The organism is Flavobacterium lipolyticum, assembly GCF_020905335.1.
Classification (GTDB): domain Bacteria; phylum Bacteroidota; class Bacteroidia; order Flavobacteriales; family Flavobacteriaceae; genus Flavobacterium; species Flavobacterium lipolyticum.
Genome location: NZ_JAJJMN010000001.1, coordinates 2,919,608 through 2,934,694, shown reverse-complemented (window position 1 = coordinate 2,934,694; position 15,087 = coordinate 2,919,608). Strand labels below are relative to the sequence as shown.

The following is a 15,087-nucleotide window of genomic DNA, read 5'->3' as shown; positions in this document are numbered from 1 at the left end:
TATTTTTTTGCTTTAGGCTTTAAGCGATAGGCTATAAGCTAAAAACGGTAACTGATCTCTTCTAAAAATCTAAAATCTATACTCTTTATTCTTTATTCTAAAATCTAAAATCTGCAATCTAAAATCTGCAATCTAAAATCTGCAATCTAAAATTCTAAAGCGGTCTGTCTTCTTTTTTCACTCCAAAAGTCATCGACGGTTTGCTTCCCATATACAATTTCAATTCTCCTCCTTTTACGATCATATCGTGTGTAATGTATGATTTTGTATAAGGTTTCCCGTTGTACTCTGCTTTTTGGATATAGATATTTGTCTTGCTGTTATCGACAGCTTTGAGGGTAAACGAAATACCTTCTTTGTGATGTATCGTTGCCGTATTGACTAACGGACTTCCTAATACATAAATTCCGTTGGCCGGATTAACCGAGTAAAATCCCATGGAAGAGAAAACATACCAAGCCGACATTTGCCCCAAATCTTCGTTTCCGCACAATCCGTCCGGTTTTGTCGAATAGAATTTCTCATCGATTTCACGGATTAGTTTTGCCGTTTTCCAAGGTTGTCCTGCGTAAGCGTACAGGTACGGAATATGATGATTCGGTTCGTTTCCTTGTGCGTACTGACCAATTAAACCGCTAATATCCGGAGAGATTTCCTCCCCTTCTACTTTGTCTGTGATTAAGAAAAGAGAGTCTAATTTGGCCAGAAATTTATCTTCACTTCCAAACAAATCAATCAAACCATAAGGATCCTGCGGAACTAACCAGGTGTACTGCCAGGCATTTCCTTCTACATAATCGTCTTTTCGGTGTGCTGATGAAAGCGGATTGAAAGGTGTTCTCCAATTTCCATCCGTCAACTTACCTCTCATAAAAGTGGTTTCTTTGTCGAAGTAAAGCTTGTATAAATTGGCTCTTTTCGAGAAATAATTATAATCTTCCGTTTTGTTCAGATCCTTTGCCATTAAGGCTACGCAGTAATCATCGATAGCATATTCTAAAGCATTTCCAACAGATTCGAGCATTTTATCTGCGGGGATGTATTGCAGTTTTTGTACATAATCCATTCCGTCGCGGGTTTGCATGGCTGTTTTTTTGATGGCTTCGTAGGCCAAGGCAACATCATATCCTCTGTATCCTTTTCTATAAGCATCAACGATAACCGCTATGGAGTGATTTCCGTTCATGGTATTGGTTTCATTCCCCATTAAATGCCAAACCGGCAATCTTCCCTGCTGCTCATAAATGGCCAGGAACGACTTCACAATATCATTGATTTTGTCGGGCTGTGTAAGGGTGTACAATGGATGCAGTCCGCGATACGTATCCCAAAGTGAGAAGGTGGTATAGTTGGTAAAATTTGCTTTTTCGTACACTTTCTTATCGGTACCTCTGTAATCTCCGTTAACATCATTAAAGATGGAAGGCGCAAACATGGTGTGGTACATCGCAGTGTAAAAAACTTTCATCGTTTTATCGTCGGCTTTGATCTGAATTTTGTTCAGTTCTTTGTTCCATTTTGAAGTTGCTTCTTTGGCTACAGCCTCAAAATTCCAACCCGGAATCTCGGCTTTAATGTTTGCCGAAGCATTCTCATAACTTACCGGAGATATTCCAACTTTTACTAAAATCTGTTTGTTTTTTAACGCTTTAAAATCAAGAACCGCTTTCATTTTCAAGGCTTCTCCTTCGTTTCCGGCAATTGCAGTGGTAGCATCATACAAGGCCATCGCAGCAATTGGTTCCGAAAATTCCATGGTGAAAAAAATACGCTGATCGGTGGCCCAGCCGGCAGAATATCTATAGCCAACAAGCGTAGTTTCATTGATTTTTTTGATAAACGTTTTAACCGGTTTATCCCAGCCAATTCCGTCTGCAAGATCCAGTAAAATATGATTATCCGTAGTGGAATTAAAAGTATACTTATGAAAACCAACTCTTTCACTGGCGGTCAGCTCTGCTTTAATTTTATATTTGTCTAAGATAACGCTGTAATACCCGGCTTTACTCACTTCATTCTGATGTGAGAAATAAGAGCCGTAACCGGTAGTCATGTCTTCTTTTGTTCCTTTGGTAAGCGGCACTTTTCCGGATACCGGCAATAGAAGGATATCGTTCAGATCTCCAATTCCTGTTCCGCTCAAATGGGTATGTGTAAAACCTAAAATAGTGTTACTGGCATAGTTGTATCCACTGCACCAATCCCAGCCTTCAAAAACATTTACAGGACCTAATTGTACTGCTCCAAATGGAACGTTGGCTCCCACAAATACGTGTCCGTGGCCCGCCGAGCCAATAAACGGATTTACATATTGAGTATAATCTAAATGGGTTTGTTTTGCCTTCTTTTGCTGTGAAACAACGGGATTGGCAAAAAATAGATTTAAAGCTAAAATCCCGCTAAAAGCTATTTTGTTATATTTTGTAAACATATTATTTTTTTATTGACTTGTGTTGATTGGCCACGGATGACACTGATTAAACAGATTTACATAGCTATTTTTTAATTTTGAACCTAAAAATTTAACCGCAAAGCGCGCAAGGATTTACGCAAAGCTCGCCAAGCAGACGCACTCCACCTCTGTTAAAAACCTTTGTCGCTTTGAACCTTTGAACCTTTGTAACTAAAAAAACTCAGAACCTCAGCCTCTCAGAACCTTTTAAGATAAACTGATCTACACCGCTATTTTTAAAATTTAACCGCAAAATGCGCAAGGTTTTACGCAAAGTCCGCCAAGCAGACGTACTGCCATGCGCCTCTACAAAAAACCTTTGTCGCTTTGAACCTTTGAACCTAAAAAACTCAGAACCTCAGCCTCTCAGAACCTTAGTACCTTTTAAGAACATCATATAGAGAATAAACTCTAATGATTGGCTTTGCTATCGCACCTTCAAACGTGATGGTTTTCTCTTCTCCTGCTTTCAAATCGAAATAGTTGTCGCTCCACTTTCCGGTATATCCTTTTATAGAAACGTTGACGTATTTGGCCAATTTCGAGGCTTTTAGAATCACCTTATTTCCTTTTACCTGCCAGGTGATTTTTGGGTCTTCCAATTTTAGATTGATCGGACGGGTCAAATCAATTTCCGGCGTTTTATCATCACGATAGGCTTCTTTCATAGCGTACCATGCTGCTTTGGGCTGTCTGTCGTAATAATCGGTAACGCTCCAGCTTGCTACCGGCCAACAATCGTTAAGCTGCCAAACCAATGTTCCCATATTGTAAGGTGCTTTTGAACGATGGATGCCAATAATATTTTTAAGGGAATAATATTGTAAACACTGTGTGAGATACGTATAATCCTCCACATTCATTTTCTTTATTTTGGTAGAATCAATAAAATATCGGTTCAGGTACGAATCTAATTTCATGAATCCTTTTCCGGCTTTTTGATGGGCCTGTAAAATATCCGAATACAAATAGCGATCTTCAGCTTTTGTAAATCTTTCGATCGACGAATAGTTTGGCATGGCCTGCATTCCGTATTCGCTCACAAAACGTCCTGTTTTATTTTGCACGGCTTCCACATCTTCCAAGCCCCACCAGGTTCCCCAATAATGGCTGTCACCTTCTGTTAAACTTTTTGCTTTCGACCAGTGAAATGATGGTGAAGAACTAATATACGGTCGTTTATTGTCTACTTCTTTTACCCATTTTGGGATACTGTCCTGAAACAAACGAACGTAGTCTTTCCATAAACGAATAGAATCCTGTTTGGGCATTTTCATACTTTTTTGCCATCCCCAGTCTTTAAAGGCTTCGTCGATTTCGTTATTGCCACACCACAAAACAATACTCTTGTGATGACGTAAGCGTTTTACCTGATACTGAACTTCTTTTTTTACATTGGCAAAAAAAGCATCATCTCCCGGTACCATTGTTCCCGCAAACATAAAATCCTGCCAGACGTAGATGCCGTTTTTATCGCATAAATCGTAGAAATAATCGTCTTCATAAATACCGCCTCCCCATACGCGAAGCATATTCATATTGGCCTCTTTGGCCATCCCAATTACTTTTTCATATTCTTTTTTGGTGACTCTCGAAAGAAACGCATCCGACGGAATGTAATTGGCTCCTTTCATATAGACCGGTTTTCCGTCTATTTTAAAATAAAAGGTTTTACCTACCTTATCCGGTTCCTGAACCAATTCGATTTTACGGTCTAACACATACGGTTTCTCAGCTTCCTTTTTGTCGTAAGCTTCTAAACGAGGGGTTTTCCAAATTCCGCAAGTGGTGAATTTTGGTCCCCAGTCCCATCCAAAATGGTATTGTGCTTTACGTACATACGCACGTGGATTGTCGGGAATTACAAAAGGTAAATCTTTCTTGGCCAGGGAATCGACTACATTTTGCGCCGATTTAAATACAATAACCAGGTTGTTATTTCCTGATTTCAGTACTTTTTTTACATCTACGCGCCATTGCAGGAACATATTGTCGGCTTTTAAAACTACCTGATTGTTCAAATAAACAGTGGCATAAGTATCCAGTCCGTCAAAAACCAGTTCTGTATGTTTTTTAGCGAGTGTTGCCGCGCTTACCTGAAAAGTCGTTTTATACTCCCAGTCTTTCTTTTCGATCCAGGTCAGTTTTTTTTCATTGTCCCGGTAAAATGGATCCGGTATGGTTTTATTGTTCAGCAAATCGGTATGTATTTCTCCCGGAACTGTCGCAGGATACCATTTTTCAGTTTTAGTCTCCCGATACTGCCAGCCGGTTTTTAAATCTTTATTTTGGGCATTTGCCGCCAATGAAAAATTGGCGAGACAAACGCCGACAAACCAATAAAATCTTTTTGTATACTCCATTTTATACCAATTATAATTATGTATCTAGTCTTCCGGTTTCTGGTACAATGCCGATGTTGTATGAAAATGGTCTAACTTTTAGTAGACGATAATGCATATACAATCGGTATTAACTGACTCATAAACTATTTATCCGTTGTAATTTAGTTTAACACATCGTGACATAGGTTCTGTATTCCTAAAAAAGACGTTCCACTTCATTGAAATACACATACCCTTTTATGTGAAAGAAATATATTTCTTTTTTGTTCTCTTTTTACACCTAAAAATCTATGTTTCTATGTGTTAAATCTTTTTTCTAATGCTGTCGCTGGCAGTTGGAGAAGGATAAATCTTTTTCAATTATTTCCTTCTCGCTTTAGGTTTTTATTACGGAATAAAAGCAACTAACAAAATATTCTGAAATCATTTCCTTTTTTTACGGCTGCCAAGCTTTAATTCATTTTAGATCGCTGATTTTAAACTCTCGATTTCTGATTTTCGATTTCTTAAAAGTCTGTCCTAATTGTGATGTTCTTTGGATGATAATTCCATCTTTTTCAGCAGAAGCTAATTTCTCTTGCGAAAAAAAGGGATTAAGATTTATCGAACTTTTTCGGATACAACTCCTCTAAATTAGTGAAAATCAAACAGAAAATTAAAAAATAAGCCGGGAGGTACAGGTATCCCTACCCGGCTTAACTCAACTAACTCACCTAACGCATAAAACTATTGCTTGTCCCACCAGATTCTGGTTGTCATTAAATCCAACCCCTGGCGAGCAATTGCTTCTTTATAATTAGCCGAATTGGTAATCAATTCTGACTGATCATAAATTAATCTTCTTGGTATAGTTCCTTTTGTTTCTCCTGTTGGATCATTTACCGGAACTAAAACCGGATATCCTGTTCTTCTGTATTCTGAAAATGCTTCAAAACCATTGAATAGCAATACAATCCATTTTTGAGTGATAATCTGCTCGATTTTTTGAGCCTCGGTTCCTGCTGCTTTAAACGGATTTGCTGTCATATAAGCGGTATATTCTGCAGACGTAACTGCCGGTACTTTGTCTCCAAAAATAGTAAGCACTTCCATAGCTGCTTTTACACCGTCTTCATAAAACTTCTGTGCATTTCCTCCAACACTCCATCCTTTTACTGCTGCTTCTGCCAATATAAACTGAACCTCAGCATAAGACATGATTAAAGTAGGAGCATCTAAGCGTAATACTGTAGAAGTGTTAGGATCTGAGAACAATTTTTTGTCTCCTCCCGGAAATTCTTTTGCATCATTGGCCAGACCTTGCTGACTAGCAGGATTGTTGTTTCCTGTAGCTTCCAGTTTAGCATAAATTCTTAAACGCGGATCGTTACTGTTTTTCAACGCATCAATATACGTTTTACTGAATTTGATGTTTGCATCTCCTTTGTTCAGATCGTTTCTAACCCATGAAGAGGTAATTGGATTGGTTTTCACGCCAACCGGACCTGCATCATGTTTTAAAACTAAACTGTCATCATTTGAAGTAAAAACACCTTTAGAAACTGCTTTCTCCACATACTGTTTTGCTTTGGCAGGATTTACTTTAGACAAACGCATCGCTACTCTCAACATTAAAGAGTTCGCCAGTTTTTTCCATTTAGTAACATTACTCTGGTAATATAAATCAGCATTACCCACGAATGGTTTAGTAACATCTAAAGCATCTCCGGCTTCGTCTAATTCTTTCAGAAGATCATTGTAGATAACTTCCTGCGTATCGTATTTTGGAGCAAAAACATTTCCATTGTACCCTTTACCAGCATCGAAGTAAGGAACTTCTCCGTAAGTATCTGTCAATTTTTGAAACATAAGCACTTTCATGATTCTGCAAGCCTGAATCATATTGGAGTTTTCTGGTGCATCTTTTGCCACTGACATCAATTGAAAAATCTGATTCAATCCTTTACCATAAGACTCACTAAAAAGTGCCGCAGAATATTCCGAGGAATAGCTATATTTTGAACCTGGTCCTCCTAATGAAGAAAATTGCTGAACGATTTGTGCCGCATACAGGTTATTTCCTCTGGTATTGGAGAAATCTTGTCCGTCAACGTAGATCTCAGCAAGTGTAAACATTGATTTTACAGCCGGATCAAGCAAAGCATTTGGATTCTTATTTAACTCTTCGAATCCTTTATCGCATGAAGTCAGCGTCATGGCTCCTACAATTGCGATACAAAATATTTTTATATATTTATTTTTCATCTTTCAGTTGGTTTATTAAAATTTCACATTAAGTGTCAGTCCATAGTTTCTCGTCAAAGGCATAGAAGCTCTTTCAAGACCTTGCGCATTACTATTAGAATAGTTTGATTCCGGGTCAATGTTTGGAACTTTATCGTAAATCGTCCATAAATTATGTGCTGAAAATGCTAAGCTGATTGCTTGGAATGGGGTTTTTGACAAATAAGCTTTTGGGAAATTATAGCTAAAAGAGATGGCTCTTAGTTTCACAAAATCGGCATCGTAAACAAAGTTTGAAGTTACATCACTATAGCTTCTCCAGTAATCGTAAGCAGAAACTGTGGTGTTTACCGGATTTCCGTTAACATCTGTTCCTTTTACTGCAACTCCTCCTTCACGGCCTGAAACAGTTTGTTCTGTTAATCCGTAACGGGTTCCTAACTGGTTCGTAGCAGAGTAAATCTCTCCTCCAAATTTAGCATCTACAAAAACGGAAAGTGTAAAGTTTTTGTACTGGAAGTCATTTGAAAGTCCCATTGATGTTGGTGCAACACCTTGTCCTGCAATAATCAGGTTTCCTCTCAGGAATTTTCCATTAGTATCGATTACGATATTTCCGTTAGCATCTCTTAAATAGTCATAAGCTTTGATCACACCAAAAGGCTGTCCTTTTTCTAACACCACAGAAGCTCTTCCGTCTCTGTTCCCTTCCAATGATTTGGTTGTAATTTTATCTGAAAGCTTAAGAACCTCACTGTTATTATAAGCAAAATTATATCCTACACTCCAGGAGAAGTTTGGTGTTTTAACTGCTTTTACATTGATGGCAAACTCAACCCCTTTGTTCAGAATCTCTCCTACGTTAATTTTAGTAGTTCTGTAGCCTGAAGACTGAGAAACATCAGCATCCGTAATATCATTCGTCGTTTTTTTGCTGTAGAAAGTCAAGTCGGTACTTACTCTGTTATTGAAGAATGTATTTTCAAAACCAAACTCGATTGTGCTTACATTATAAGGTTTTAAAGTTCTGTTTGGAATTGTTTCTCCATTCACTCCTAAAATTGGCTGTCCTAAAGAATCCGTTTGACCGTCCGGTGAAGTATAGGTCAAAGCCAAAGCATAAGCATCCGGCAGTGCACCTCCTACGTTACCCCAACCTGCTCTGAATTTTCCGTATGACATCCATTCCGGCAAATCGATTATTTCAGAGTAAATAAAACTTGAACTTACAGATGGGTAAAACGTACTGTTGCTGGATGGATCTAAAGTAGAAAACCAATCTTCACGACCTGTTAAACTTAAGTATAAGAAATCTTTGTATCCTAAATCGGCCGAATAGAAAAGAGAGTTTACTTCACTTTCTGAAAACAATTTCTCCGATTTGTCCGGTTGTGTATTCCCATAGAAATATTGGAACGGAACAATAAAGTTATTCCCTCTCATTTTAATTCCGCTGAATCTGTTGTGTTGACGGTTAGCTCCAATGAAAGCATCTAAAGATAAATTTTTAACGATATCTCCTTTGTATCCTAAATAAGCCGAAGCATTATATTCTGAGCGGTTTTCTACTCTGTTCTCATAAGATCCTCCAGGATTGTAGTTAATTCCTGTTGGTTCAATCTCCGTATACTCATAATTAATATCATCCACTCCAAGAACACCTTTTGCATAGATTTTATCAGTGATGTTGTAGTTTACCTTTGCAGAACCAATGAAACGTTTTCTAAGATCATCATTTAAAGGAGATTGTGTTGCATAATAAGGGTTTGTATGGTAAACATTTGCCCCAAAATAATCTGCCTCTCCGCCATTTGCATCAAAACCATTACTAATCCATCTGATATCAGTACCTGGTGTTAAGAAAGTAGTCGGAAAAGAAGGATTTCTAGGTGAATCATTCAAATAAGGACGGTTGTGACTTTTCTCTGTGATATACTGAGCGTTAGTCTCGATGCTTATTTTTTTATTTACTGCTGAATTTAAACTTAAAGCAATGTTATTTCTACCAAAGTTTGTTCCCGGCATGATCGATTCGTCTTTTGTATTTCCGAAAGACAATCTGAAATTAGTAGTTTCGCTTCCTCCCGAAATTGCTAAAGTATTACTGGAAGAAAATCCCGTTCTGTAGAAATTTTCAACGTTATTTTTCCCGTAAGCCTGATAAGGTCTGGTCGTTCCGTCAATAGATAAAGAAGGTGTACCGTCGTATTTGTCTCCCCATGCAAAATAGTAAGAATCTCTAAGTTCCTGCAGGTTTTTAAATCTTGTAGCCACCCCATTTACCGGTGCTCCCGCTCCGTATTGATCTTGCCAGTTTAATAAACTTGCTGGCGTGTTAAATGTAGCGTTAGTACTAAAATCTACTCCTATTCCTGTTCCGCTCTTTCCTTTTTTAGTCGTAATTAAAATTACACCGTTTGATCCTCTGTATCCGTAAAGAGCAGAAGCCGCACTACCTTTTAATACCGACATAGACGCGATATCATCAGGATTGAAAGACGACATACCGTCTCCTTTATCGGCACCTCCCCACATTCCTGCATTTCCCTGTTGGCTGTTATCAATCGGAATACCATCGACTACATACAAAGGCTGGTTAAGTCCCGAAGCTGAAGTCGCACCACGAATTACCACACGGCTTGATCCTGAAGGTCCTGTAACCGGTGCAGAAACGTTAACTCCGGCAATTTTTCCCTGAAGAGCATTTCCTAAGTTAATTTCCTTATTTTTTGTCAGTTCATCGCCTTTCAGTTCTCCAACGGCATATCCTAAACTTTTCTTTTGTTTTTTAACTCCAAATGAGGTTACTACCACATCTTTTAATTCCTGAGTATTTTCTACTAATACCACTGAAATTTTGTTTTGGTTTTGCTGCAACACTACTGATTGCGGATTAAAACCTATAGAGGATACATTTAAAGTAACCGGTCCTTCGGGCACATTCATTTTAAATCGGCCTTCCGCATCAGTGATTGCACTATACGGTTTTCCCTGAACCTCAATCGATGCAGCAACAATTCCCTTGTTTTCTGCATCAGCTACTATGCCTGTTATCAATCGGTTTTGCGCCACAGCTCCTAAGCTGCTGAACAACACCATTCCTAACACTGCCAATATTCGTTTCATAAGCATTCTTTTTTTGGTTATTTGTTTGTTTTGATTTTTGTGATTGTTTCTAATTTGATTGTTTTAAATAATTAATAAAAAATTTTGAACTCCTTTTTAATTAGGATACTTATAAGGTTTGCACCTTATAAATATCCCGGCCTTATTTATAGTCATGTTTATAAGCACTCCTTTAAGAAATCGATATCGTAAACTGATCAGAAACCTAACTCATTTTCAATTTAATTGATCTAAAATTTACTAAAACGATTTAGTAAAACGGTTAAAAAAAAACGAACCGTTTCTTTTCCCTTTTTATTTTTTTTTCTCAAAATTTTAAACCGATTCTCTAATAATCAATTTTCCTTTTTTAAGACTTTTTTCTACTTCAAACTTCTCCATATCCGTCATCTGACTCATTAACAATTGTATGGATTTTACAGCAATATCTTCTATCGGCTGTTCAATAACACTAATGGTTGGCGTATGCAATTTAAAACTGTCGTGATCATCAAAACTAATTACCGAAATATCTTCCGGAATTTTGATTCCCATTCTTCGGAAAGCCTGAAGTCCGGCAAGTCCCATATAATTCGCCAAAAACAAAACGGCGTCAATATCAAGGTTCTTTTCAAAGAAATCTATTATTCCCGCAATTCTCGCCTCTTCATTAGTATGGTAATCCATGTGAAGAACAAGTGACGGATTGTACATTTCCGCTTCCTTCAAAGCATCTCTGTATCCATCCTCACGCAGCTTCATCTGAATCATCTCGGAGGTATTATTTACCACCGCAATATTTTTGCGTCCCTTACTGATCAGGAATTTTGCAGCCGAATTGGAGGCTTCATAATTATCCATCACCACATGACTCACTCTTTGTCCCGGAAAATATCTGTCGATCAGTACAACCGGTTTTTTTAACTTTAAAAGAAGATCAATGCTATTTTCCAGATTCTGAGTTGGCGTTACAATAAAACCATCTACATTGGCCTGTAATAAACTATGTATCAACTCTTCAGAACGTTCATCATCTCCTCCTGTACTGCAATAAAAAACCCTATAATCAATACTCTTCGCTTCATCTTCAATAACCCTGGCGAGATCAGCAAAAAACTGATTCGAAATATCTTCAACAATAAGCCCTATAGATCTGGTTTTCCCGGTTCTAAGACTGGTAGCAATCATACTGGGTCTGTAATTGAGCTTTTCGGCCACTTCCTGTACCTTTTTGATCACTGCCGGACTGATGCCCATTTTTCCCCCTTTACCATTGATAACAAAAGATACAGTAGATATGGATACCTGAGCCTCTGTCGCAATATCCTTAATAGTAATCTTTTTCATCTAATGAGTTAATTTTTTATTAAGCAGTTATTAATTATATCACAAATATATACAAAAACAGTTACTAAAACGATTTTGTAATTCTTTTTTTTATACAAATCATTATTTTAAAGTTAATTAAACATATAATCATCAGTATTTACAGGTATTTTCTCCATTAATCATTTTTTCCGTTCCTGATCATCGCTATTGTTTTTAATATGAATTCTCTTCAATTCTCTATTTTTCAAAGCGATAAAATTATCATGAACCCTAATTAAAGACCTGTAACGTGATAAAAATAGTCTCCGCCACTTTCTTTATGAGATATATACTTCTAAAACTGAAGCGGTTCCTTTTAAGCTGTAATTGTGCATTCCTGCAGGAATCAATACAGTATCACCTTGTTTGTATTGATAATTTACGTTTTGATAGGCAATTTCAAAATGGCCTTCCGTACACATATAAACCGTAAAGCTTTCTCCTTTTTTACTTACTTCAAGAGTTCCGTCAAGCGGAAGGAAATTAGTGGTAAAATAAGGACAATTGACCACTACATTTGATTGGTTTAAGGTCGTTTCATACTTTTTCTGCGTATCCACTTTTTTGTAATTAATCGCATCCAATGCCAAATCAACATGCAGTTCTCTTTTGTTGCCCTGAGCATCTGTTCTGTCAAAATCATATAAACGATAGGTAATGTCAGATGTCTGCTGAATTTCTGCCACAACCAAACCGGCACCTATAGCGTGAACAGTTCCTGTTTCTAAAAAGAAAACATCCCCGGCTTTGGCTTTTACATCGTCCAGTATTGAAACTAAGGCGTTATTATTTAAGTTTTCTAAATATTCTTCTTTACTGGAATCTTCTTTAAAACCCACAATAATTCTCGCATCTGCATCTGCCTGCATCACGTACCACATTTCGGTTTTACCAAACGAATTATGACGTTCTTTCGCCAACTGATCGTTTGGATGAACTTGTATCGATAAGTCCTCTCTTGCATCCAAATACTTAAAAAGCAAAGGAAACTGATTCCCAAATCGTTCGTAAACAGCTGTTCCCAGAATCTCATTTGGCGATTGATCTATTAAATTAGTTAACAATTGTCCTTTTAATGCTCCGTTTGCAACAATACTTACATCCCCTTCTACAGTAGACAATTCCCAGCTTTCTCCTGTAATTTTTGATGTAATTGGTTTATTCAGAATTGTTTTTAGCTTCTCTCCTCCCCAGATTCTTTCTTTCAGGATTGGTTCAAATTGTAATGGATAAATTTTCATACTCATTATTTTATGTCTTTGAGAAGAACGAATTAATCTCGCCCTCCGGTTATTTGTTTTTTTCTTTTGCCACAGATTAAACCATTTTCCATTCGCAAAGATCAGAAAAAAAATCCGCGCCATCTGTGCGTTATTTCTATCTCTTTTCTACTTTATTGAAATCGCAAAACCGCCACTCGCGGCTAGTATTTGTTTTAACTTCGTTTTACTATTTACAGTCATTTTACGAATGTTGTACGATTGTGGATTACTCTTATAATCGGCTGTTTTTCCGTCTTCATAAATCGTTGCACTATAGGTTTTCCCTTCAGGCAAAAAACTAAAATCAATGAGAGCAGTACGTGGATTTTCATCCGTAATTCCACCTACAAACCATTCTTGTTTTCCTTTAGCTTTTCTGGCTATTGTGATATAATCTCCTGGTTCTGCTTCGAGAATATAACTGTCATCCCAGTCCAGTGCAACATCTTTTATAAACTGAAAAGCATCCTTGAAACGCCTATAGTTTTCAGGCAAATCGGCCGCCATTTGCAACGGGCTGTACATGGTTACATAAAGCGCCAATTGCTTCGCCAGTGTTGTACTCAACTTGTTTTTCTTTGAGCCGTATACGGATAAATCTCCCTGAAAAATTCCCGGTGTATAATCCATCGGCCCACCCATAAGACGTGTAAAGGGCAAAATTGTAGTGTGATCAGGATGAATCCCCTCCATAGCCTCAAACTCAGTTCCTCTGGCTGATTCCTGCGCAAACCAGTTGGGATAGGTACGATGCAATCCCGTTGGGCGAACTGCTTCATGGGAATCTACCATGATTTTATGCTTTGCTGCCTCCTTGGCTACATACGTATAATGGTTCACCATTTGCTGCCCGTCATGGTGTTCTCCTCTTGGAATAATTGGTCCTACATAGCCCGTTTTTACCGCATTATAGTTATTATCAACCATAAACTTTAAGGCATCCGGAAGTTGTCTTTCATATTCTGAAGCCGAAGAGGTAGTCTCATGATGCATGATGATTTTCACATCTTTCTGCTTGGCATACAAACTTAAATCTTTCACATCAAAATCCGGATAAGGTTTGGTAAAACTATAAATATGCTCCTTTTTAAAAGCGGTATTATCTTCCCATCCCTCATTCCATCCTTCCACCAAAACAGCGTCGAAACCATTTGCCGAAGCAAAATCGATATATTCTTTTACGTGTTTCGTATTGGCTCCATGTGTTGTATTAGGCTTCAGTTTAGAAAAATCGGTAGCTCCAATTACTACATCCTGATTGTCAGAATACGCCCAGGTAGATCCTCCGCCGGTAAAATATTCCCACCAAACCCCAATATATTTCACCGGTTTAATCCATGAAGTATCTTCGAAAGCACAAGGTTCATTCAGGTTTAAGATCATTTTTGAAGCCAGTATATTTCGCGCATCATCACTCACCACAATCGTTCTCCAGGGCGTAAAACTTCCGGTTTGAATGTATCCTTTATTTCCAACAGCATCAGGAACCAAATGGGAACTCAGCGAATAAGTTTTATCATCAACATTAAGACACATTGCCGGATAATTTTTTAAAGCGGCTTCGTGAATATTAATATAAAGTCCGTCATTAGTCTTCATCATCAAAGGCGTTTGTGCAGCCAGATTTTTAATCGTTGTTTGTGCTGCCATCGAAACGTGAGCAGCATTGTACATCAAAGATGGTATCTCCGAAATTTTTGAAGTGGTATAACTGTACTCGTTTGTATCATAATCCCCCGGAATCCAAAAAAGTTTATGATCCCCCGTTAAATTAAACTCGGTAGTTTCTTCCTGAATCACAAAATGACGCAGCTTATCCTGTATCGGAAACTCATATCGAAATCCCAAACCATCATTGAACAAACGGAAATAAATAGAAATCTTTCGTTTACTCTTTTCCTGTATCAAATCAGCCTTCAATTCATTGTACTGATTTCTGATTTTTTTCTGCTCTCCCAATACCGGTTCCCAGAAATTGTCTTCTGATTGTTTTTGTGTACCAACAATCTGAAAACCTTTATTCATTTTGATATCCGACTTTAAAATAAAACCCAATCTGCTTTCTTTGATTACTTCTTTTTTCTTGTAGGTCAGAGCATAAATCGGAGTACCCTCTGCATTTAAATGGAATGTCAATACCAGGTTCCCATCGGGAGACTTCAGTTCCTGAGCATTGATCCATGCATTCGAAACAATAATAAAAAAGCAGGTTAAAAGAATTTTCTTCATAAACAAAAGGGTTCTAAGTGTTGCTAAATCGATTTAGCAAACATAATAAAATTTATGAAACAGAAATACCTGAAAGGAAAAAATATAAAACTTTAACTTAAAA

At 37.6% G+C, this 15,087-nt stretch carries 7 protein-coding genes; all 7 read right to left on the bottom strand.

The window, feature by feature from the left end; all coding sequences use genetic code 11:
• Positions 1 to 154: 154 nt before the first annotated feature.
• Positions 155 to 2,431, bottom strand: a complete 2,277-nt coding sequence (locus LNQ34_RS12845; protein ID WP_230000043.1) for a GH92 family glycosyl hydrolase — start codon at positions 2,429 to 2,431, stop codon at positions 155 to 157.
• 395 nt (positions 2,432 to 2,826) lie between these two features.
• Entirely contained in the window at positions 2,827 to 4,815 is a 1,989-nt protein-coding gene (locus LNQ34_RS12840) for a beta-mannosidase (protein ID WP_230000042.1), read from the bottom strand.
• A gap of 708 nt (positions 4,816 to 5,523) precedes the next feature.
• Positions 5,524 to 7,041 carry a SusD/RagB family nutrient-binding outer membrane lipoprotein gene (locus LNQ34_RS12835; RefSeq protein WP_230000041.1) on the bottom strand — a complete coding sequence of 506 codons (1,518 nt, stop codon included), beginning with the start codon at positions 7,039 to 7,041 and terminating at the stop codon, positions 5,524 to 5,526.
• Between the two features lie 15 nt (positions 7,042 to 7,056).
• The gene (locus LNQ34_RS12830; protein WP_230000040.1) at positions 7,057 to 10,146 is read right to left on the bottom strand and encodes a SusC/RagA family TonB-linked outer membrane protein; all 3,090 of its coding nucleotides are present in this window, start codon (positions 10,144 to 10,146) and stop codon (positions 7,057 to 7,059) included.
• Between the two features lie 315 nt (positions 10,147 to 10,461).
• On the bottom strand, positions 10,462 to 11,472 hold the full coding sequence (locus tag LNQ34_RS12825) for a LacI family DNA-binding transcriptional regulator (protein ID WP_202703833.1): 1,011 nt from the start codon (positions 11,470 to 11,472) through the stop codon (positions 10,462 to 10,464).
• Between the two features lie 299 nt (positions 11,473 to 11,771).
• Positions 11,772 to 12,740, bottom strand: a complete 969-nt coding sequence (locus tag LNQ34_RS12820; protein WP_230000039.1) for a type I phosphomannose isomerase catalytic subunit — start codon at positions 12,738 to 12,740, stop codon at positions 11,772 to 11,774.
• Positions 12,741 to 12,881: 141 nt separating this feature from the next.
• Positions 12,882 to 14,984 carry a glycoside hydrolase family 97 protein gene (locus LNQ34_RS12815; RefSeq protein ID WP_230000038.1) on the bottom strand — a complete coding sequence of 701 codons (2,103 nt, stop codon included), beginning with the start codon at positions 14,982 to 14,984 and terminating at the stop codon, positions 12,882 to 12,884.
• Positions 14,985 to 15,087 lie beyond the last annotated feature (103 nt).

Coding starts and splice junctions, on each gene's coding strand:
- LNQ34_RS12845 (WP_230000043.1), bottom strand. CDS start 2,431: ATGTTTACAAAATATAACAAAATAGCTTTTAGCGGGATTTTAGCTTTA.
- LNQ34_RS12840 (WP_230000042.1), bottom strand. CDS start 4,815: ATGGAGTATACAAAAAGATTTTATTGGTTTGTCGGCGTTTGTCTCGCC.
- LNQ34_RS12835 (WP_230000041.1), bottom strand. CDS start 7,041: ATGAAAAATAAATATATAAAAATATTTTGTATCGCAATTGTAGGAGCC.
- LNQ34_RS12830 (WP_230000040.1), bottom strand. CDS start 10,146: ATGAAACGAATATTGGCAGTGTTAGGAATGGTGTTGTTCAGCAGCTTA.
- LNQ34_RS12825 (WP_202703833.1), bottom strand. CDS start 11,472: ATGAAAAAGATTACTATTAAGGATATTGCGACAGAGGCTCAGGTATCC.
- LNQ34_RS12820 (WP_230000039.1), bottom strand. CDS start 12,740: ATGAGTATGAAAATTTATCCATTACAATTTGAACCAATCCTGAAAGAA.
- LNQ34_RS12815 (WP_230000038.1), bottom strand. CDS start 14,984: ATGAAGAAAATTCTTTTAACCTGCTTTTTTATTATTGTTTCGAATGCA.